The sequence below is a fragment of the Leisingera sp. ANG59 genome (assembly GCF_013317235.1).
Taxonomy (GTDB): domain Bacteria; phylum Pseudomonadota; class Alphaproteobacteria; order Rhodobacterales; family Rhodobacteraceae; genus Leisingera.
In genome coordinates this window covers 52,578-74,735 of the sequence record NZ_WLCM01000017.1, presented here as the reverse complement: position 1 = coordinate 74,735, position 22,158 = coordinate 52,578, and the positions used below count along the sequence as shown (strand labels likewise).

Annotated in this window: 15 protein-coding genes and 1 pseudogene; all 16 read right to left on the bottom strand. The window is 63.4% G+C overall.

Translation table 11 applies throughout. From position 1 onward, the window contains the following. Positions 1-11: 11 nt before the first annotated feature. The 16 genes and pseudogenes from tssK to tssC all read right to left on the bottom strand — a co-directional run bounded on the left by tssK (position 12) and on the right by tssC (position 22,154). Positions 12-1,352 (bottom strand): type VI secretion system baseplate subunit TssK, encoded by a 1,341-nt coding sequence (gene tssK / locus GKC28_RS15450; RefSeq protein ID WP_174147920.1) that lies wholly within the window; start codon positions 1,350-1,352, stop codon positions 12-14. A gap of 47 nt (positions 1,353-1,399) precedes the next feature. Next, positions 1,400-2,854: a type VI secretion system-associated FHA domain protein TagH gene (gene tagH / locus GKC28_RS15445; protein ID WP_174147919.1), complete on the bottom strand. Its 1,455-nt coding sequence runs from the start codon at positions 2,852-2,854 to the stop codon at positions 1,400-1,402. A gap of 8 nt (positions 2,855-2,862) precedes the next feature. After that, the gene (locus GKC28_RS15440; protein WP_174147918.1) at positions 2,863-3,165 is read right to left on the bottom strand and encodes a PAAR domain-containing protein; all 303 of its coding nucleotides are present in this window, start codon (positions 3,163-3,165) and stop codon (positions 2,863-2,865) included. Positions 3,166-3,182: 17 nt separating this feature from the next. Then, entirely contained in the window at positions 3,183-3,791 is a 609-nt protein-coding gene (locus GKC28_RS15435) for a hypothetical protein (protein ID WP_174147917.1), read from the bottom strand. A gap of 10 nt (positions 3,792-3,801) precedes the next feature. Beyond that, positions 3,802-5,913, bottom strand: coding sequence for a type VI secretion system Vgr family protein (locus GKC28_RS15430; protein WP_174147916.1), 2,112 nt, complete (start codon positions 5,911-5,913; stop codon positions 3,802-3,804). A gap of 64 nt (positions 5,914-5,977) precedes the next feature. Continuing rightward, a complete protein-coding gene (locus GKC28_RS26850; protein ID WP_368041130.1) occupies positions 5,978-9,490 on the bottom strand; it encodes a type VI secretion system contractile sheath large subunit in 3,513 nt (1,170 codons plus the stop codon). A gap of 921 nt (positions 9,491-10,411) precedes the next feature. Next, positions 10,412-10,888 (bottom strand): annotated as a pseudogene (tssB, locus tag GKC28_RS26440) (type VI secretion system contractile sheath small subunit); the annotation flags it as partial. Further along, positions 10,881-11,735, bottom strand: coding sequence for an ion transporter (locus GKC28_RS15420; protein WP_174147914.1), 855 nt, complete (start codon positions 11,733-11,735; stop codon positions 10,881-10,883). The gene GKC28_RS15420 and the pseudogene tssB, both read right to left, overlap by 8 nt. A gap of 66 nt (positions 11,736-11,801) precedes the next feature. Further along, complete coding sequence (locus tag GKC28_RS15415; protein WP_254604259.1) at positions 11,802-13,049, bottom strand: hypothetical protein; 1,248 nt, start codon at positions 13,047-13,049, stop codon at positions 11,802-11,804. 36 nt (positions 13,050-13,085) lie between these two features. Next, positions 13,086-15,809, bottom strand: coding sequence for a type VI secretion system ATPase TssH (gene tssH / locus GKC28_RS15410; protein ID WP_174147913.1), 2,724 nt, complete (start codon positions 15,807-15,809; stop codon positions 13,086-13,088). A 1-nt stretch (position 15,810) separates the two neighbouring features. Further along, positions 15,811-16,866: a type VI secretion system baseplate subunit TssG gene (tssG, locus tag GKC28_RS15405; protein ID WP_174147912.1), complete on the bottom strand. Its 1,056-nt coding sequence runs from the start codon at positions 16,864-16,866 to the stop codon at positions 15,811-15,813. Continuing rightward, positions 16,830-18,707, bottom strand: coding sequence for a type VI secretion system baseplate subunit TssF (gene tssF / locus GKC28_RS15400; protein WP_174147911.1), 1,878 nt, complete (start codon positions 18,705-18,707; stop codon positions 16,830-16,832). Before tssF ends, tssG begins: the two co-directional genes overlap by 37 nt. Continuing rightward, positions 18,707-19,204, bottom strand: a complete 498-nt coding sequence (tssE, locus tag GKC28_RS15395; protein ID WP_174147910.1) for a type VI secretion system baseplate subunit TssE — start codon at positions 19,202-19,204, stop codon at positions 18,707-18,709. The genes tssF and tssE overlap by 1 nt, the downstream gene beginning before the upstream one ends. Then, the gene (locus GKC28_RS15390) at positions 19,197-20,000 is read right to left on the bottom strand and encodes a type VI secretion system accessory protein TagJ (RefSeq protein WP_174147909.1); all 804 of its coding nucleotides are present in this window, start codon (positions 19,998-20,000) and stop codon (positions 19,197-19,199) included. Before GKC28_RS15390 ends, tssE begins: the two co-directional genes overlap by 8 nt. A gap of 90 nt (positions 20,001-20,090) precedes the next feature. Beyond that, on the bottom strand, positions 20,091-20,591 hold the full coding sequence (locus tag GKC28_RS15385; protein ID WP_174147908.1) for a type VI secretion system tube protein Hcp: 501 nt from the start codon (positions 20,589-20,591) through the stop codon (positions 20,091-20,093). A gap of 66 nt (positions 20,592-20,657) precedes the next feature. Beyond that, complete coding sequence (gene tssC, locus GKC28_RS15380; RefSeq protein WP_174147907.1) at positions 20,658-22,154, bottom strand: type VI secretion system contractile sheath large subunit; 1,497 nt, start codon at positions 22,152-22,154, stop codon at positions 20,658-20,660. Positions 22,155-22,158: the final 4 nt, after the last annotated feature.

Here is a 22,158-nt window from a genome sequence, read left to right as displayed (position 1 = left end):
AGCGCCTTCCCTTATGCATTACGGATTGCCCAAAGCTCCATCTTGAGCCCCGGATACTGTCCCGACACATGCACTGCGATGCCACCCGAGGTGGTCATCTTTCGCCAATAGGGGCTGTCCGCATCCATCTCGAAATAGACCACGCCGGAATGATAGGGGATCTGCCGCGGCGCCACCGGCAAGGGGCGCAGGGTGATCCCCGGCAGAGCGGAGTTCACCAGCTGGCGGATTTCCTCCACCGGGCCGATCTTGGCCTGGCCGGCAAAATGCTTGCGCACGTCCTCGGCCGGAATGTCGGCGCTGACCGCCAGCACAAAGCCTGCGTTGCCCAGCAGTTTTCGGTCGGCAATCACCCCCACCGAGATGCCGTATTTGCGCGCCTCCAGCTTGATCGGGATCGCGGTCTGCTCCAGCACCGAGCTCAGGTACTGGCGCAGCACCCGGATCACCGGCGCGAAGCATTCGACCAGATTGTCATGGGTATAGGGCGGAAACTCCGGCGCCTGTTTTTCCGTCGACATGAACACCGACAGCTCCCCCGCCATTCCGGCGCAGGTGGTGAACAGCCGTTCCGGGTGCAGGTTCTCGATGTTGCGCAGGTGGCGCACCTGCGGCAGCATCCGGTTCACCACCGCCAGCAGCATGAAATCCGACACATCCGCCACCCCGCGGGCACCGCCCGCCTCCGACAGGCGGCCCGCCAACGCTTCCATCCGGTGCGCCAGAAGCCCCTCCAGCTCGCGCAGGAAGCCGCTGAGCGCCGGGGCTGCCCGCACATCCAAACAGGACGGGATAAAGGCTTGGTCCAGCACAATCTCCTTGTCCGGGCGCACTTCGATGATGCGCGCGACCGGGACCGCCAGCAGGTCGGCCAAATCATCAACCTCCAGCGCAAACTGCAGGCGCATCTTGCCTACATCCAGCTGCACCGGTTTGCGCTCGGTCGAGGTCACATCGGTCACTTCCACCTTGTCAGGGCGCAGGCGGCTGGCGGAGCGTTCGGCGCCGCTCAGCTCCACCTCAGTCGCGCCCTGCCGGCGCTGCGGCACGGTCAGGTAGACGATACAGTCCTTGACGGTGGTCGGCACTTCCATCGCTGGTGGATGCGGGTCCGCCATCGGCACCCGAAACACGGTGCCGTCATGGGTCAGCCCCTCGCAGGACTTGACCGCGAACTGGCCGATCTTCAGCGCCTCATGGTCGATCTCCAGCCCGTTCACCCCCCAGGCATAAGGGCTGAGCCGCCGCGCCAGCCCGGCAACCAGCGCCTCGTTGTAACGGTCGGACTGCTGGAAGTGGTGCGGCTGCAGAAACAGCCCCTCCGTCCAAAGTACCTTGCTGTCCCAGGACACCGGGATCTCCTCTCACTTGCGGGCACGCGCGCGGGGCGCGGTGCCGATCATTCCTTCAGCCTGTCCAGCTGGTCTTTGTAGGCCCGCGCAAATTCGCGGCTGAACAGGTCGTGAAAATCATTCTCAGCCTGGTCGGAAATCTCCGCATAGAGCTGCTCGTATACGTCCCAGTAGCGCGCCTTCTTGCCGCGCAAGAGGCCGGTGAAGCCGCCCTTGTCCTCGATCTGCGCCTCCAGCGCCTTGGGGTCGAGCCGCTTCAGCACGCCTTTCAGCGCCGCCTCCATGCCGGTGACCATCGCCACCTCATGCGCCTTGATGTCTCGCAGTGCTTCCTCGGCGGCGGTTTCGGGCGACAGGTAGCCGCGGGTCGCCGGGCGCACCATCGCCTCCACCGCCTGTTCCGGGGTGATCGAGAACTTGAGCGGGTTGTTCCCGCCGGCGGAAATCATTGTCTGTTCGATGCGGAATTCGGACTTGATCGAAGTCCGGGTCATCAGGATTTCGCGCAGCCCCGTGACCAGCGTCTTCATCACCCGGCCCATCCGCGCCATGGTGCTGGCGTGGTCCGCCGGGTCGATGCTAACCTCCGCGCCAACCCCTTTCAGGAAGGCCGCCACCGCCTCCTGCGCCTCCTGCGATGGCGCAGCGGCTTTCCCGCCAGTATCCTGATGCGGCGGGATTTCCTGCGGCGGCGCCGGCGGGGCCTCTTGCGGCGGTGCCGAAGGCGGCACCTCTGTTGGCGGCTGCGGCACTTCACGCGGCGGCGTAACGGGCTGCGGGTCCGGCTGGGGCGCGGGCACCTCCGGTTCGCCGATGCCAGACAGGAAATCGTCATCCCAATCGTCCGGGATCAGGTTCGACTGCGACGCGGGCGCGGCAAACCCGTCCGAGGCCGTCGGGTTGTGGTTGGGCAGGCTGGCCCCCTCCCCTTCGCGCCCGTCGCTGGCCTTCTGGAAGAACGGATCCACCTCCTCGCCCAAGGGCGGCAGCAGCTCGTCGATCGGGTCCACCGGGTTGAACTGCGCAGGCCCTTTCGGCCCCTCCCCCAGCAGGTCATCCAGGAAATCTCCGCCCGGCCCGGCGTCCTCCAGCAATTGCAGCGGATCCGGCGCATTGGCGGCATTGCCGTGCGAGGCGGGCCCCTGCGCCGCGGGCGCCGCGATCATGTCGCCCACATCGGCCAGATCATCGCGGATTTCCACCACCAGCTCATAGTTGCCGACGCACAGCACATCGCCATTGTTCAGCGGCGTCGGCGTCCGGCCCAGAGGGATCTTGGAATAGTTCAGAAACGTGCCGTTCGAGCTGAGGTCGACCACCACCACATTGCCGTTGTGGTCTTCTATCACACAGTGGTTGCGCGACAGCATCTGGTCCGGGTCCGGCAGCACCAGATCACAGCTGGCCCCGCGCCCCACGGTGAGGCTGGGCCCCCGCATCGGAACAGGGGCCGCATCGCCGGGCATCGCGCCCGAGCTCTGAAATTTCAGTGTCACTCCCATGCCTGGGGTTATCCTCCCACCAGTACGGTGAATTCACCTTTGGCAACCATGCCGCCGCAGGCGGTGTTGTCCAGGATACGTGCGGCCGGCATGTTGTTGATCAGCACCGTGGCCGACCCCTTGATGATCGGGTGCGGCGACGGCGCAGCCGTGCACATGTCACCCAAGCGCGCGGCCGGCAGGTTGGCCACCAGCACCGTGACAGCGCAGGGTGGCAGGATCGGCGTCGGCACCGGCAGCACCGGCGGCGGCGGGGTGGAAGGCAGCATGCAGGCATGCAGATCCGTCACCCGGGCCTGTGGCATTCCCATCTTTTACATCCTCCCCTTCAGTCCTGCGCCGCGTGCTGGGGGACCTCGATCACCTGCCCCTTGCCGCCGCGCGCGATATCCAGCGCCCGCTCCACCAGAACGCCGCCGTGTTCTTCAAACTTATCAGACAATTGACCCAAGGCCACCATATTCATGGCAAAGGCAGCCGCCTCAGAGGCCCCTGCCGGGGCAGGATATTGATTCAATTCTCCGGGTCCCAGGGTTCCGGCCGCATAAAGCACCGCCAGCGCACAGTTCACCGTATCATCGTCCACATAGGCATGATCCAGGGTGATCCGCGCCTTGTCGCGGTTTTCCTCGCTGGGCTCGAACACCCAGGCCTCCGATGCGGTCAGCGACGCCGGATCCTTGTCCGAGCGCGGCCCGATGTAATCCCGCGCCGCCAGACAGGCCCACCACACCCGCTCTCGCGGGGGCAGCAGCACCGCCAGGGTACGCAGAAGATCGACCAGAGCGCCCTTGCGCTCCAGCTCCTCCAGCACAACCCCCGCCTGCGCCGTGGGCGGCGCCTCCAGCGGGGTTTTCAGGATGACATTTGCCCGCGACAGCAGCTTGGCCACCGGGTCAGCAGGCATTTTCACCAGCTTTTCGAATCTTGCCGACATCTGCACCCGCCTAGTTGATCATCGTGAGGCCGCCCTTCAGGGTCAGCATCGCGTCGCCTTTGACGGTGGTCATCGGCGCTTTCGCCTCAACCATGCCGGTGCCTTCGATCTTGATCATCGGCCCCTTGATGGTAACCCCGGAGTTGTCAATCTTGACCGAGGACGCCCCCACCGTCAGCTTGATCTCCTGGCCCGCGCTCATCGCGATCTTGCCCGCGGTCACATCCACGGTCAGATTGCCCAGCGACACGGTTTCCGTATGGTCGCCCTTGGCAATGGTCTCGGTCAGGTTGCCGGTATCCACGTCCAGGGTCATGTTGCCGGTTTGAATGGTTTCCGACTTGTCGCCGGTCTCCACCACTTCGGTGCGGTCGCCCTGATGCACGGTTTCCGTCATGTGCTGCTGAACGGTGAACACATAGCTTTTTTCATCCGCCGATGTCACTTCCGGGTCCGGCGCATCCATGCCCACCGTCACCGTCGAACGATCCTTGACCAGCATCTGGTGGTCCTTCTCGGCCTGCACCCGCATCAGTTCGCTGTCTTTCTTGTCGTCGAACATCAGCTCGTTATAGCCGCCGCCCCCTTTGGAGGAATTCGTCTTGATCCCCAGCTGGGTCTGATCGTCGGGGTAGGTATAAGGCGGCATCGTTTCGGCATTGTAAAGCATGCCGGTGCAGATCGGCCGGTCCGGGTTGCCGTCCTCGAACTGGATCACCACCTCCTGGCCCATGCGCGGGATCGCCACCATGCCCCAGTTCTTGCCGGACCAGGGCGTCATCACCCGCACGAAGCAGGACGAGGTCTCGTTCTTCTTGCCCTCACGGTCCCAATGAAACTGGATCTTGATGCGCCCATGCTCATCGGTCCAGATCTCCTCACCGCTCTGGCCCACCACGGTGGCTGTCTGCAGTCCTTGCACCTCCGGCCACGGCGTCAACATCGGTGCCCGGAACTGCTCGGATTTCAGGATTGCGCGGAAGGTCGACGCATAGACATCGTGCTCCATCTCCGGCGGCACATCCATGTTCCTCGCCTTCAGATCGCGGCGCATGGCACCCTTGGTTGCAATCTTTTCCGTCTTCTGGCTTTCCCGCTCGCCATAGTCCCAGGCCACCTTGATGTGATGCTCCGCATCGATCACCAGGTATTCCTTGTTGTTCTCCTTCACAGGGTGCTCCTTCATGGTGAAGGTGCAGCCAGTAACCAGCGTCGGCACGCTGGAGGCTCCCCGCCAGCGGATGTGCTTGACCGCTTCGGCCTCCATCCGCACCCGCGCCAGCTTGGTGCCCAGGCCGGAGTTTTTCCGGTAGTGGCCCTGGTAGTCGTAGACCTCATAGTCCTTGTAGGAATGCTTGCCCTTCTGGATCGACGACGTGGCCTTGAGATCTGCTGACGGTGTCAGGAAATCAAAATCGTTCAGTGTGACCTTGCCGCGGGTCACGCGCTCATCCTTTGTCCATTCGGAGATATGCTCCGCCCGCCGCCGGTCGCTGTCGTCGCGGGCATGGAACTCGACGGACGCCCCGCCGCTGATCGGGGAATGGCCGCTGACGCCGTCGCACAGGATCAGTTTTTCGCGCGTGGTCTCACCGACCGGGCTTTCGAAATAGTAATAGATCCCCTCTTCTTCCATCAGGCGGCACAGGAAATCAAAATCGCTCTCCCGGTACTGCAGGCAATACTCCCGCTTCTCATAGCTGTCGCTCAGCTTGTCCGTGAAATCACTGAACCCGTATTCACCGAACAGCTGCTTGATGATCTCGACCGACGTCTTGTCCTGGAACACCCTCAGGTCGCAGGTCCGCGTCAGCATCCAGAACCAGGGGCGCACTTCCGCCACGAACATCTCATAGCCGTTGCGGAACCCCAGATGCTCGACCGATACACAAATGCCGTTGAACTGATGCTCGGTCTCCTGGCGCATCACATGCACGTTCATCTGCTTGCCGACCAGGTCCTCCAGCTTCGGCTGGGCCTTGGTCGCGGCAAATTCGATCGTGGTCTCGGTAAGCTTGCTCAGCCCCTCGCGCACAATGGCCCGGCTCATCATCAACCCGTCGGTGGAATATGTCCCCGACATCCAGGCGAGGTCGTTTTCATGGCCCTTGCTTACAACCATGTCTCCTCCTTTCCGCGACGGGAACGGGGCCGGTAATCGCCGGCAGTGTTCTCAAACATTCGCATCACAATTCATCCAAAAGCGCGGCGAGGTCCGCATCCATTTCGTCATCATCCCCACCGTCGTCATCATCGTCATCCCCAAACGACGACAACAAGTCATCCAGATCCCCGAGGCCATCGTCATCCCCGTCATCGCCTCCGAAATCCAGATCATCCAGGCCAAGATCGTCCTCATCGTCTCCGCCCGAATCCAAATCAAGATCCAGGTCCTCGTCTTCACCACCGCCTCCGGCTGGCGGCTTGGGCTTCGGCAGCCCGCGCGGGTCCGGCGGCGAGGGCTCCGGCGCCGGCAATCCGGTCCAGGGGCCCAGGATCTCGCTGCCCTTCAGCGAGTTGAAAGAGGTCAGCCGCACCTCGTCGCGCCCCTTGACCGCGCTCACCGCCATAAAGCCGCGCTCCTGCGCCAGCGCGATCTTGTCCAGATCGATGTTGCGCTCGGTGCAGGGCAGCGCCACCTGGTCGCCGAACTTGTCGTTCACATAATGATAGGGCATCCCGCCCAGAGACATAATTTTCCCCAGCTGCAGCGATGGCCCGTGTTCCTTGAAGGACCGTCCCAGCAGGATCGCCACCAGCACCACCGGATTGGCCCAAAGCATACCCTTCAGGCCTTCCGTTTCGGTAAACTCCTCGAAATCAAACTCATAGCAGGGATCGGTTTTTTGACCATAGGGACGGCGCAGCAGGAACCGCGGGCTGGCCAGCCCCAGATGCCCGGCTTCCGCCATGCCTTGCAGGGTGTCCCAGGCATCCGCCACCAGCTTGGGCCGCTCCGCCTTCGGCGTTTTCAGGAACTCCGGCGAGATCGACGCGAAGAAAGGCGCATCCACATGCGCCGCCACCCGCGCGATCCGCCCCAGCAGCTCCGCATGCGGCGGGGTTTCCTCGAACTGATACATGCCGATCAGCGCCGAATAGCCGCCGCGGCCGTTCTCCTCGTCCAGCGGCTCCTCGGTCAGCAGCCGCACAAAGCCGGTTTTCGACAGATCGTCCTCCGCCGCCAGATCCGCCGCCAGCTCCTCCGCCGAAATGTCATAGAGCATGACATCCAGCGTATCGTCGGCCTCAATGGAGCGCGCCATCAGATCCAGCGAGCGCCACTGCGCCTCCACCGACTGGAACTCAGGGTGATGCAGCACCAGCCGCATTGCATCCGACAGCGCTTCATCCACCGCCTTCTGCATCGCTGCCACCTCCGGGTCCGGCAGCGCCCGGATGTGCGGACCCACGACGCGCGCCAGCAGTTCCTCCACCGGCGAGGGCTCGCACAGCGTATTGCCGGTGTCCCCGATCAGCTGCTGAAACGCGCTCAGACGCTTGTCCGCAGGCACAGCATTGCCCGCCGAAGCCCGCCTGGGCGCCCGCGCCCGGGTGCCGTATTTCTCCGCCCAGGCCTTTAGTGTATTCGCCGCGTGATCCGCGGTCGCGCCGCTTTGCAGCTGCTTGCGCAGGCCCACAAGCTCGGAAAACAGCTCCACGTTTTCATAAAGCTCATCCGGGTGCAGCCCGTCCAGATCCTCCAGCTTGACCGCAATGCCCGCGCCGTCCTTGCCGATCGGCAGCACCAGCTCAGTGGCAAAGCGCTCGATCACATCCTCGACCGTATCCGGGTCCAAGAGGATCGCCTTGCGCGCCGCCAAGGCGTCTCCGGTTTCGATCTGCCCCTTGGCCGCGCGGCCCGAAAAATCGCCCATGATGGCCATCCGGAACCGCTTGCGCTCCAGCCTCGAGGGCGCCGGCCGCGCCGCGCTCATGGTGCCGTAGGCAAACTCCGGATCGTCCGAGACCTCCGCCGCAGCAGCCTCCGGCGCCGGCGCCTCGCCGCCTTCGTCCAGGTCCCCCAGCAGCGCATCCAGATCATCACCGCCCGTTTCGGCGGCGTCTTCATCCTCACCGCCAAGATCACCAAGCAAATCATCCAGGTCCATATCCCCGTCACCGCCCATCAGGCTGTCCAGATCCGCATCTGCGTCCCCCAGACCGCCGAGCAGCGCATCAAGGTCGTCTTCCGCACTCTCCGCATCCGCCGCCTCTTCGGCGTCGGCTTCTTCGCCAAGACCCGCCAGCAGGCCGTCCAGATCTCCGTCCTCTTCCTCATCGCTGCCAAGGTCGCCCAGCAGCTCATCCAGGCCGGCGTCCTCCCCGGCCTCGTCCTCATCCAAGCCGCCAAGAAGAGCGTCCAGGTCGTCCTCGCCGCCGTCGTCCTCCAGACCGCCAAGCAGGTCATCAAGATCGCTGCCGCTATCATCCCCGCTGGCGGCCTCTTCCGTCTCGCCCAACCCGCCCAACAAAGCATCAAGATCATCACCGTCTGCTTCCGCGGCGTCCTCATCATCCGCCAGAAGCGCATCCGGATCGGAACCGTCGTCATCAGCCGCGGCGTCCAAGCCCCCCAGAAGATCATCCAAACCGCTGTCGCCCGCCTCGTCCTCTGCACCGCTCAAGCGCGCACCGGAATCGTCCGCCGTTGCATCCTCTGCATCCAGATCTCCCAGCAGACTGTCCAGATCGTCATCCTCATCTGCCCCGCCGGCCTCGGCAAGATCTGCAAGCACATCAGCTGTGTCCTCTTCGGCCGCTTCTTCCGGCGCGCCGCTGCCGAGATCGGCAAGCAAATCATCCAATCCGCCGTCTTCGGCCTCTGCTTCTTCGGAAGCCTCCAGCGTATCCAGCGCAGTACTCAGGTCGTCTTCAGCAGCCTCTTCTTCCGGCTCATTAAGACCGCCCAGTATATCGTCGAATTCCGTCTCACTCTCCGGTTCGTCTTCCGGCAGATCATCCGCCAGCCCGGCCAGCACATCCCCGGCAACATCCGAGTCTTCTGTCTCTTCCGGGGCATACAGGCTGTCCAGAACAGCGCTCAGATCCTCCTCTTCGGGCTCATCGTCCTCCGGCGCGGCATCCAGCAATCCCTCAAGAACGTCCTGCGCGCCACCATCCTCCGCATCTTCGATTTCAATCCCGGCCAGGCTCTCCAGCGCATCTTCTGTTTTGCTGGCGGCTTCTTCCTCTTCTGGTGAATCCTCCAGGAGACCGCCCAGCACATCCTCCGGGCCATCACCTTCCTCAGCATCCGGAACCGCTGCATCCGTCAGGCTTTCCAAGGCAGCCGCGGCCGCTTCGCCGCCGTCCTCCTCACCCTGTTCCAGATCCGCCAGCCCGCTCAGAACGCCGGAAACATCCTCGTCCTGATCTTCCGAAACCTCCACCGCAGCCAGGCTTTCCAGAGCTGCACCGGAAGCATCTTCATCGTCCGCCGTCTCGGCCACCTCCGCGGCAGCGAGGCTCTCAAGCGCCGCGCAGGCGGCGTCCTCCGCCTCATCCTCCACCTCAATTGCGGCCAGTTCATCCAGAACCGAGGAATGGTCCTCTGCCTCTGCGGCCTCCGGCCCATCCGCAGCCGCAAGACTCTCCAGGGCCGCGCCGGCTGTGTCCTTTTCTGCCGCATCTTCAATTTCCAAGGCAGTCAGGCTTTCCAGCGCATCCTCCGCCGCAGTGTCCTCAGCCTCTTCCATCCCGGCATCTGCCAGCGCGTCCAGGACACCCGAATGGTCTTCTTCCGCATCTTCGGAGATCTCTACAGAAGCCAGGCTCTCAAGCGCATCCTCTGCAGCCGTATCTGCCTCCTCCGGCACGTCCAGCTCCGCCAGAGCATCCAGCACGCCAGACTGATCTTCTTCTTCCGCCTCACTCACTTCAACTGCAGCGAGGCTTTCCAGTGCTGCCCCCGCTGTGTCCTCTTCGGCAGCGGCCTCCTCCACTTCCTGCGCCGCCAGCCCGGCGAGCACATCACCGGACGGGTCCTCTTCTGTCTCGGGAATTTCAGCCTGCGCCAATCCCTCCAGAACGGATCCGGTCTGATCGTCCTCTTCGGCGTCCGGCATCTCAGCTGCGGCCAGCGACGCAAGCGCCTCTCCGGCTTCATCGCCCTGGTCTTCCTCCTCCTGTGCAGCCGCACTCAGATCCGCCAGGACCTCCGCGGAAGCATCATCCGCCTCCGTCTCAACAGGCTCCGCAGCCCGCAGCTCATCCAGAACGCTGCCAGAGTCATCCTCAGCCCCAGCCTCCTCCGGGGCCTGCGCGGCAAGCCCMGCCAGCACCCCGCCCGAGGTGTCTTCCTCCCTTTCGGGGAGGTCCGCCTGGGCCAGCCCCTCCAGAACAGACGCAGATGTGTCCTCCTCAACAGCATCGGGTATTTCTGCCGCAGCCAGCGACGCCAATGCGTCCGCCGACTCATCCGGCTGATCCGTGTGCACAGGCGCTGACGCGCTCAAACCAGCCAGCACATCCGCGGATGTGTCTTCCGGCTCCGCCTCCTCCGGCGCTTGCGCCGCAAGGCCTGCCAGCACATCATCGCTGCTGTCCGCCTCTTCTTCCGGCAGCTCCAGATTGTGCAGGCTGTCCAGTGCCGCCGCACTGTCCGCATCCGCCGCCGGTGCCGACACCGCCGCCAGCAGCGACGGGTCATTCAAAATGGTCTCGATCAGCGCCTCGGCACCGGTCTTGCCATCCATATAGGCCATCAGGTTCTGCAGCTGGGTGCGCGCCTCCAGCAGCGGACGCAGCGCATCCACCTTGGCGGCGATCGCCCCGGGCGAGAAATCCGCCATGCTCTCAAACGTCAGGTCCACCGCCAGGTTACCCTCGCCGGTCAGCGTATTGGGCACGGTGAAGGCGGCGCGCGGCGCCAGGCCTTTCATCCGCTCGTCGAAATTGTCGACATCGATCTCCAGGAACTTGCGGTCCGCCACCGCCGGCTGCTCGACCGTGGACTTGCCAGCCAGATCGCTCATCACCCCCATCACGAAGGGCAGCTGCACCTTCTTCTCGGCGCCGTAAAGCTCCACTTCATATTCGATCTGAACCCTGGGCGCCCGGTTCCGGGCAATGAACTTCTGCGAGCTGTCAGCCATTGCCCTGCCCTTTCAGCTCGGCAATCTCCGCCCGCAGCGCCTTGATCTCCTCATGCAGCTCCATCACATGCGCGTCGACCACATCGGTCTCCGATTTCACCAGATCGCGCAACTGCTCGAACTCTGCCTCGGCTTCCGCCTCCACCGCCGACTGCATGGTGTTGACCAGAAGACCGATGAACAGGTTGAGCACCGAAAAGGCGGTGATCACGATAAAGGGCACGAAGAAGGACCAGGCAAAGGGAAACTCCTCCATCACCGGGCGCACGATGCCCATCGACCAACTTTCCAGCGTCATGATCTGGAACAGCGAATAGAGCGACCGGCCCAGGGTGCCGAACCATTCGTCGAAGGCGGCACCGTACATCATTGTCGCCATCACGCCGAAGACGTAGAACACGATGGAAATCATCACGATCACCGCACCCATGCCGGGCAGCGCGTCCAACAGCGCCTGCACAACCGCGCGCATCTGCGGAATGACCGACAACAGACGCAGCGCGCGCACCACCCGCAGCCCCCGCAGCGCCGACAGGCCCTGGCTGTCGGGGAACAGTCCGAAGGAAACCACGACAAGGTCGAAGATGTTCCAGGCAGAAGAGAAAAACCGCAGGCCGTAGGCAAACAGCTTCAGCGTCAGTTCCAGCACAAAGATGGTCAGCACAGCGGTGTCGATCACGTCCAGCAGCCCGCCCGCATGCGCCCGCACCGCGGCGGAGGTGCCAAGACCCAGCGTGACGGCGTTAAAAATGATGATGCCCAGAATGGTATTGGTCACCCACGGGCGCTCGACGAATTCACGGGCCCGGTCCCGAAGCGTCTCTGCGGTCTGCGCGCTGCTGTCCAAGGTACTTCTCCAGCCGGTCTTTCAGTTTGCCGGGCGCGCGCTGCGCCCGGTGTCTTTGCTTCAGTCTCAGGCCGCGTCGAACACGGTTCCGTCCAGCACTTTGCTGGTAATCTTGTCATAGGCATAGCCGCCAACGGCGCCCCCCACACCCAGGGCCAGATCCTTGGCGCCGGTAGCGATCGAATTGCCGTCAATCGGCGACAGCGCCAGGGCCGCAAATTTCAGGCCCTCACGGAACACCTTCAGTGCCTTCGGATCCTTGATCGTCAGCGCCTTCACGCGCTTCATCAGGTCCTTGATGTTGTTGGCCCAGCCGCGCGCGTCCGCATACATAATCTGGATCTTGTCGATCGCCTTCTGCACCTCGGCGTAGTTTTTCGCCAAAGCCGTATCCAGCGCCTTGCTGATCATCACCAGCTGGGTCTTCTTGTCCTTCACCGGGTGCTTCTTCAGCTTCTTGCCGACCTCGGCCAGGAACTCTTTCTTCAGCTTTTCCTGCTGCTTTAGGATCTTGTTCAGGTTCTTGGACAGGTCATGCATCTTAACCACCATCTGGGCGTATTTCGCCTTCAGGGTATCGGCTGCATCCTCCACCGTCTTGACCGAGGGCTGGGAGATGCCGAGGAACTCCTGAAACACCGCCGCCGACACCTCGTTCGTGGCATTCAGCGCCTTGTTGGAGGCCGCCTTTTCCACCACCACGAGGTTCTTCACCAGGATCGCCTTGGACTGGTGGATATTGATCGCCAGCTTGCCGATGTCCTTTGCCAGCGTGACGCCGGACTTGATCAGGCCGATGATGCCAAAGGCTGCACCTGCGCCGCCCGAGAAAGGTGAGGTCGCCATCGCCGCGATGCTCACCGCCAGCCCGGCCAGGGTGCCCGCGATGGACACGCCCACCTTGATCTTGAACTTGGACCATTCCTTCTTCTTCTTCTGCAGGCTGGTCCAGGCCTTTTGCGCCGCCAGTTCCGCCGCCTTCTCGCCAACCTTGATGTCGTTCCTGATGGCGTCGTTCAGCCCCTTCAGCTGCTTTTCCATCGTCTTCTTGTCGGCGCCCTTGTTGGCCATCTCGACAAAGGCCTTGTCGAAGACCTTGCACTTCTTCGCGATGGTGTCGCGGGTCTGCTCAAACACCTCGCTGGCACCGGCATGGAATTCCTGCTGCAGAAGCGGGTCTTTCTCGACCCCCTTCTCCATTTTCTTGTCCAGTTCGACCACAACCTTGAAGGAGAGCTTGGGCGGTACAACCATCTCCAGCCCGGACGCGCCGATGTCGACGTTCTTCATGTCCATGACAACGTGTTTAACCATAGGAAATCCTTTCCCACTTGTTACTTGTGCAAGTGATCATTCAAACGCGTAGGTGAATTCTCCGTCCTTGACGCCGATGGCAACTTTCTCGACCTCCGCGCCTTCCATCAGGCGGCGCAGGAACTCGTTGGAAATCTCCGGCAGCATGGTGTTGGTGACAATCGCGTCGATCATCCGGCCGCCCGAGTCCAGCTCCTGGCAGCGGTTGACGATTTCCCCGACCACGGCATCGGAATACTCGAACGGCACCCCATGCGCCTCTTCGACCCGCTTCTGAATGCGGCCCAGCTGCAGCTTGGTGATCTCGCCGATCATCTCCGGGCTGAGCGGATAATAGGGGATCGTCACCAGGCGCCCCAGCAGCGCCGGCGGGAACACCTTCAGCAGCGGATCGCGCAAGGCTTTCGCCATGCCCTCCGGATCCGGCATCAGATCCGGGTCGGAGCACAGATCCATAATTGTCTCGGTGCCCACGTTGGAGGTCAGCAGGATCAGCGTATTCTTGAAGTCGATCACCCGGCCCTCGCCGTCCTCCATCACCCCCTTGTCGAACACCTGGAAGAAGATTTCATGCACATCCGGGTGCGCCTTCTCGACCTCGTCCAGCAGCACCACGGAATAGGGCTTGCGCCGCACCGCCTCGGTCAGCACGCCGCCCTCGCCATAGCCGACATAGCCCGGCGGCGCGCCTTTCAGCGAGCTGACGGTATGGGCCTCCTGGTATTCCGACATGTTGATGGTGATGACGTTCTGCTCGCCGCCGTACAGAACCTCTGCCAGCGCCAGCGCGGTCTCGGTCTTGCCGACACCGGACGTGCCCGCCAGCATGAACACCCCGATCGGCTTGTTCGGGTTGTCGAGGCCGGCGCGGCTGGTCTGGATCCGCTTGGCGATCATCTTCATCGCGTGGTCCTGGCCGATCACCCGCTGGGCCAGCCGCTCTTCCAGGTTCAGGATGGTCTCGATCTCGTCCTTGACCATGCGGCCCACCGGGATGCCGGTCCAGTCGCCGACAACGCTAGCCACCGCCTGGTGGTCGACAATCGGCAGGATCAGCGCGCTGTCGCCCTGCAGCGTCTCCAGCTCTGCGTTCTTGTCCTTCAGCTCCTGCATCAGCTTGGCGCGTTCTTCGTCCGACAACGGGCTATCGGCAGCGCCCTCCGCACCGTCTTCCCCTGCATCCGGGGCAGCGTCCACGGGCGCGGCCCCCTCCCGCAGCTTGGCGCGCAGTTCCAGAATGCCCTCGACTACCGCCTTTTCCTTGTCCCAGCGTTCGGTCAGCCCAGCCAGCCGCTCCTCCTCGGCGGCCTTGGCGGCTTCCACCGCTTCGCGCCGGTCGGCAACCTCGTAACCCGCGGTTTCGTCGCGGCCGATGATTTCCAGTTCGGTGGTCAGCGCCTCGATCCGGCGCTGGCTGTCGTCGACCTCGGCGGGCACCGCATGCTGGCTCACCGCCACCCGGGCGCAGGCGGTGTCCAGCAGGCTCACCGATTTGTCCGGCAGCTGGCGCGCCGGGATATAGCGTGCCGACAGGCTGACCGCCGCTTCGATCCCCTCGTCCAGCACCTGCACCCGGTGGTGTCTCTCCAGCATCGAGGCGATGCCGCGCATCATCAGGATCGCCTTCGGGATTCCCGGTTCGTCGATTTTCACCACCTGGAAGCGGCGGGTCAGCGCCGGGTCCTTCTCGATGTATTTCTTGTATTCGGCCCAGGTGGTGGCGCCGATGGTGCGCAGGGTGCCGCGTGCCAGCGCCGGCTTCAGCAGATTGGCCGCATCGCCGGTGCCGGCCGCGCCCCCTGCGCCCACCAGCGTGTGGGTCTCATCCACGAACATCACAATCGGCACCGGGCTTGCCTGCACCTCGTCGATGACCTGGCGCAGGCGGTTCTCGAACTCGCCCTTCATGCTGGCACCCGCCTGCAGCAGGCCCACGTCCAGCACCAGCAGCCGCACGTCCTTCAGCGCAGGCGGCACATCGCCGCGGGCGATCCGCAGCGCAAAGCCCTCAACCACTGCGGTCTTGCCGACACCCGCCTCGCCGGTCAGGATCGGGTTGTTCTGCCGCCGCCGCATCAGGATGTCGACGATCTGGCGGATTTCCTCGTCCCGGCCCACGATCGGGTCGATTTCGCCATTGCGGGCCTGTTCGGTCAGATCGGTGCAGAACTGCTGCAGCGCCTCACCCTTGCCCATCGCGCCCGGCGCCATCGAGCCGGAGGCCTCGCCCGGCTCCGCCCCGCCGCCGGTCACGTTGGAGCCGTCCTGCGCCCCCAACCGTTCCTCGGGCGAACCGTCGGTGGCTTTATGGAAGTTGTCCGCCAGATCATCAGCACCGATCTTGGCCAGTTCCGGCGACATGTTGGACAGGATATTGCGCAGCGCCGGCGTCTTCAGCATGCCCAGCAGCAGATGGCCGCTGCGCACCTGAGCGGAGGAATAGAGCAGCGAGCCCCAGACCCAGCCGCGCTCCATCGCATCCATCAGATGGTCCGACAGGTCGGAAATCGTTGAGGCCCCGCGCGGCAGCATGTCCAAGGCGCGGGTAAGTTCGGTGGCAATCTTGCCGGCATCCAGATCGTAATGCTGGATGATCCGGTGCAGGTCGCTGTCCTGCTGCGCCAGCAGCTGATGCATCCAATGCACCAGTTCGACATAGGGGTTTCCGCGCATCTTGCAGAATACGGTTGCGCTCTCGACGGCCTGGTATCCCAGCTTGTTCAATTTGCCAAACAGCGCCACGCGGCTGATCTCGGTCATCTCAAATCCCTCCCTCTACTCGCTCTTCAGCCCCGGCGCCTAGTCCCGGGTACAGGTATAAATCATTCACGTCCGGCTGATCCGCGTCCGGATCCGGGCGCGAGCGCACCCAGCTGGTAAGCCCCAGCCGCGTGGTGCCGCCCAAGGATGCCCGAGGCACCTCGTCGCCCGCCAAGACCAGGTTCACATCCCAGTCCAGCACATCGCCCGCATAAGACCGCACAATCGCCCGCAGCCGCTTCAGCGCCGCGCCGCCCGGCAGCAGCCGCTCGTAATCTTCCAGCTTCAGCGGCCCGATGCGGATGCGGAACTTGGCTGAGCGGCTCCACACCTTGTCGCCGATGCTGGTGGTCTGCCCCAGCCCGCCGTACCCCAGCTGCCAGCGGTCGTCCGGCTCCAGCTCCAGCCAGCTGCCGACATATTCCTCCAGGGAAACCGGCACTTCAAAAAACGCCGACAGTATCGACACCAGCCCCTCGGCGTTCTTGGCGCCTTTGGCCAGGTGGCCCGCAAAATGCAGCTTGGCCAGGTCGGGCATGTCGTCCCGGCCGGTGAACTTGAAACCGTTGTAGCCGATCAGCGACGCCACCTTGCGCGCCATCGGATCGTCGGCCCGGTCAAAGCTCACTGCAGGCGAGCCTTGCGTCCAGGCCCGGTACAACAGGCTCATAAGCCGGTGCGTCAGCATATCGGCAAAGGCCACCATCGTCGGATCGCGGTGGTTGCGCTTCCGGTCGCGGGCGTATTCGGTCAGATGCAGCGGCAGCGGCCCCTGCGGCCCGAACAGCCCGAAGAAACGGTTGGTCAGCACTGCGGGCTTGTCGCCTTCCGCAGGTTTGAACGCCGCAATGGTTGTAGGCGGAAACGCCAGTTCCGCCTCCTGCCCCAAGCGCAGCCGGTCCTGCCGCGGGCGGCGGCTCTCGCCCAGGCGCGGGGCGTCACCGAAATGCGCCTCCAATACCCGCAGGGCCTGAAAAACGTGGTGTTTTTCAGGGTCCATGGCCAGCCGGCCATACAGGCTCAGATCATCCGGCCGAGGCCCTTTTCCGGTCGCCATCTGGCAATTTCCCCGCGTTTTTCCGTTTTCAGGACGGTCTCCGTGAACGAGTTGATGCTGGCATAGCCGCGGAAGAACCGCTCCAGCACGGCCCCCAGCGCATAGATATTGCTGCCCTCGAAAAAGCTCTCGTCAAAGCCCAGGGTAATCTCCAGCCCGCGCACCGCGGTCGACAGCACCTCATCGCTCATCCGCCGCACGATGGGCCGCGCGCTGACCGACAGGATGCCCTCCAGCTGCTTTTCCGTCACCCGGTCGCCCAGCGGCGCATAGAGCCCGACCAGCTCCCGCAGCGCCTCCGCCGACTGGCCCTTGCCGGTTTCGGCGATCGAGACGTAGTTCAGGCTGAGGTGAGAAATCAGCCGCCAGGCGGTATCGCCCTGCGCCAGGGTGGGATGCGGACGGGTTGGCGACACCGGCAGCGTCACCTTCTTGACCGGACCGCCCTCAGGCAGCTGGAACACATCGTCATTGCCCGTGGCCAGCAGCATCGGCAGATCGCGGTTGGTGCACAGCGCCTTGACCGCCAGCTGCTCCAGTCCCGCGGAGTAAGGCGCCTGCGCCCGGTCCACCAGCGTCAGGAACACCTCCGATCCCAGGTAGGAGCTGCGCACCCCGCGCAACCGCTCCTTCTCCGAGCGCTGCCGCATCCGGCGCTTGACGGTATAATAGGCCGGATGGCTTTCGCCCGCGGCGGTGAAGTCATTGGCGGAATAGAAAGGGCGGAACACCACGTCATCCTCGCCCTCGCCGCTGATGCCCACCACGCTCTGCAGCCCGTAGATTTCGAAATCGAGGCCCGCGGTGCGGTTCGGGATCACATGATGCTCGGTATCAATCGGCGCGATCCGCACCCGGTCGCAGCGCTTCTCAAACAGGTTCACGGCCGGCACCGCGTTCAGCTTGAACACCTCCGGCACCACGATCGGCGCGATCTCCGGCATGCCCTCGCGCAGCAGGATATAGAGGTCGACCTCATTGCCCTCGGACTTCCGCAACCCCTCCCGAAGCCCCTGCAGCTCGACAAAACGGAACCGCTCCGGCATCGCGAAATATTCCTGCAGCAGCCGGTAGCCGTCATAGACCCGCCGCGGCAGCGGCAGCAGCGCCTCCTCCGGGCTGAACCCCTTCTGCACCACTTTGGCCTCGCGCAGCGGCAGCTGCCAATCCGCCCGCCGGTCGGTGGAGCGCGCCACGATCCCCTGCACCTGGGTGCACAGCAGCTCCAGCAGCGGCCAGCTGTTGCCCGCCTCGCCGGTCAGGTACAGCGACAGGCTGTCCATCTCCAGTTTGCTGATCGGGTCGCCGTCGATGCGCTTGATCCGCAGCCGGAGGCCAGCGCGCGCATCGTAGCCGGTGGCAACCCCCGCTGCCACCAGCTCGCCGCGCCCGTCGATATACTGCGCCTCGGTGATCTGGATCGGCCACATGGTCAGATCAGCGGCGGTGCGGAATTCGCAGGGCGTCTGCTCGCCCTCGGTCAGCCGCGACCGCAGGGTCGATCCGCGCTTCAGCACATAGCCGCTTTTGACGGCAGAGTTCGCCACATCCGGCTCAAACGCCGCGATCATCATCGACGGCGTCGGCGCGAGATAATGCGGATAGATAATCTCCAACAGGTTGGAGGTGAAATTTGGGTACTGCAGCTCCAGCTCCAGCTGCACCCGCGCAGTCAGAAACGCGGCCCCTTCCAACAGGCGTTCCACATAGGGGTCAAGAACCTCAACCCCTTCCATGCCCAGCCGGGCCGCAATCTTGGGATAGGCAGCCGCAAACTCCGCGCCCATGTCGCGCAGGTAGTTCAGCTCGTTCTCGTAATGGGTCAGCAGCCGTGTATCCATCACATGGCCCTTTCCATTTCCACTTCACCGGTGGTCAAATCGACCTTGCTGCGCAGGTACAGCTCCAGCGGCATCGGCTGCGCCCACATGTCGGCGCGGATCTCCAGCCCCACGGTCATCTCGGTGGCGTCGGTTCCCTCCTGCAGCCGCACATCGACCGAGCCTTCGATGATCCGCGGCTCATAGGTCGCAATCGCCTGCTTGATCGACCGCCGGATCGCCTCGGCCTTCTCGGTAGTCGAGGCCTCCCCCGCCACTTCGATCAGCCCGTAGTTCAGAACCGAAGCCGAGACCGCAGGATACTTCTCCGCATCGAAGTGGCTTTCGACGTTCTGCGTGTTCAGCAGCCACGACAGATCGCGCTGGATGATTTCCCGCAGCCGCACCAGATCGATCACCCGGCTCTCGCGGGTTTCCTTCTGATCGCCAGGCGCATTGTCGGTCAACCGGTCCAGCAGCGAGGGCTGCAGGCGCTCGGCCAGTGTCTTGTCAGCCATTCTCTTCGCCGTGCCCATCCATCCGGAGTGTGCGCACGTCCATGATGGCAATGTCCTCATCGCCGATCGCCAGCAGCCGCTGGCCCAGACCGGTATAGGTTTCCGCGCCGGCATCCTGCCACACGGTGGCGCGGGCCAGCATCGACAGCCCGTCGGCCTTCTCGCTGCCCGGATACCGGGTCGGGATCATCGCGGCCACCGCGCCGCCGCCCGCCAGGGTCAGGGTTCCGGCCGTCCACACCGCATCGCGCAGGTCGCTCGGCTCCTCTGCTTCAAAGGAGACGATCTTGGAAAACGGCAGCCAGTAGTATTTGCCGTTGATCACCGCTTCCAGCACCGGCCCCAGCCGCATGTCGGCGTCCGCAATCCACTCGAACCGCTTGCCGTTCACCTCGCCCGGGCTGGCGGGCGCGGCGTCAAACGCCTTGGCGCGCAGCTCTGCCGCTTCCTTGGGGTTGCCGGTCGCCAGCAATTTCTGCGCCTCGATCAGATGCGCCAGCCATTCCTCCGGCTCGCCCAGGATCAGCGGCGACTTCTCTCCCGCAAACACCTTCTCGCGGTAGACTTCACAGATGATCGCCTCACGGTAGGCCTGCGCCATCACTGTGGCGCCTTCATCCAGACCCGCGGCCGCCTTCAGCTGGGCAATCGCCCGGTTCCAGTCGCCCAGTACGCACAGCAGCTGAAACAGAAAGATCCGCAGCTTCGCATTGCTCGCATCCGCGCGGATCTTAGCTTGCAGCGCCTCCAGCGCCGCCTTGGGATCACCAGCTTTCAGATGCTCTTCGGGGGTCATGGGGCTCTACTCCGCAACGGGGTTGAATGCTGCAAATACATCAGAAAAACGGACCCCGGGCATGCAATACACCCGGGGTCCGCCAAATGGTTACTCGACTTTGCCGGTCTGCACGTTCCACTTGAAGGTGCCTTCAGTGGTCAGTTTACCGGTTTTCTGGTTGGTCGATTTGTACTCGTGCTCGATCGCGGCATAGGCCAGCGACCAGGTCTCCTCCGGGATGCCGTCTTCGCTGGCAGAGATCGAGTAGCTGTCGACAACCACGTCTTTCATCTTCCAGATCGAATAGACCAGCAGGCCCTGGCTGGCGCTGTCACCCGAACGGCACCAGTGCATGATGATTTCCGGGCGCACGGTGCCGTTGGCAACCGACAGCGCCAGGTCGTTCGAGGCCTTGCCCATCTGCGAGGTCAACTCGATCTTGCCGAAGTTCGAGTTGGCGTGCATCCGCTGAGTCGAGCCGAGGTCGGTCATTTCGACCGCACGCTCAACGTTCCAGCTTGCCGACTGAACAACGATCCACTTCTTGTGGTTCTCCTCGGTTGCATCGCCTTCGATGTCCGAGATCTGTACGAACATATTTGCAGCCATTTTTCTATCCTTTCAAAAATTAAGAACTCTACTGCACTATGATGGTTTGAGGCTGGGGAGTGGTAATCAGCCTCCTTTTTCCGAGGGCAGTTTCGATACCAGCCGCAGCGAGACGGAAAGCCCCTCAAGCTGGTAATGCGGGCGCAGGAAGAATTTTGAGGTGTAATACCCCGGGTTGCCCTCGACCTCTTCCACAACCACTTCGGCTGCGGCCAGAGGTTTGCGCGCCTTCTCGTTCTCCGAAGAGATGTCTGCGTTGAAATCAACATAGTTGTTGATCCAGTCCTGCAGCCAGGATTCCATGTCCTGACGGCTTTTGAACGAGCCGACCTTGTCCCGCACCATGCACTTCAGATAGTGCGCGAACCGGCAGGTGGCGAACAGATACGGCAGCCGCGCGCCGAGGTTGGCGTTGGCGGTGGCATCCGGATCGTCGTATTCGGCCGGCTTGTGCAGCGACTGCGCCCCCATAAAGGTCGCAACGTCGGTGTTCTTGCGGTGCAACAGCGGCATCATGCCGTTCTTCGCCAGCTCCGCCTCGCGCCGGTCGTCGATGGCTATCTCGGTCGGGCATTTCTGATCGACGCCGCCATCGGTAGTCGGGAAGGTGTGGCTGGGCAGGTTTTCCAGCGTGCCGCCGCTTTCCACACCGCGGATCCGCGAGCACCAGCCGTACATCTTGAACGAGCGGGTGATGTTCACCGCCATGCCATAGGCGGCGTTGACCCAGCCGTATTTCTCGCTGCCCGCCCCCGCGGTGTCTTCCTCAAAGGCGAATTCCTCGACCGGGTCGGTCTTGGAGCCATAAGGCAGACGGCCCAGGAAGCGCGGCATCGCCAGGCCGACGTATTTCGCGTCCTCGCTGTCCCGCAGCGAGCGCCAGGCGGCATATTCCGGGGTCTGGAAGATCTTAGTCAGATCGCGCGGATTCGACAGTTCCGCCCAGCTGTCCATCTGGAACAGCGTCGGCTTGGCGCCGGTGATCAGCGGCGCATGCGCGGCCGCGGCGATCTTGGACATTTCCCCCAGCAGCTCAATGTCCGGCGGCGAATGGTCGAAGTGATAGTCCGCCACCAGGGAGCCATAGGGCTCGCCGCCCAGCTGGCTGAATTCCTCGGTATAGATCTTCTTGAAGATCGGCGACTGGTCCCATGCCGTGCCCTTGAACTTCTTCAGGGTCTTCGACATTTCCTTCTTGGTGATCGGCATCACCCGGATTTTCAGCTGCTCATCGGTCTCGGTGTTGTTGACCAGATAGTGCAGCCCGCGCCATGCGCTTTCCAGTTGCTGGAATTCCTCATTGTGCAGGATCAGGTTGACCTGTTCGGTCAGCTTCGCGTCAATCGCCGCCACGATGCTCTCGATCGAACGCAGCGCATCATCGGAAATCAGGGCGGTGTTTGCCAGCGCCTGCTCGGCCAGGGTCTTGACCGCGCTTTCGACCGCAGTCTTGGCCTGGTCCGACTTGGGGCGGAATTCCTTCTGCAGCAGACTCGCAAATTCGGCAGAGCCAAAGGCGGTTTCACCAGCAGCGGCTTCCGCCTGGAGTTCTTCTTCAGCCATCTTT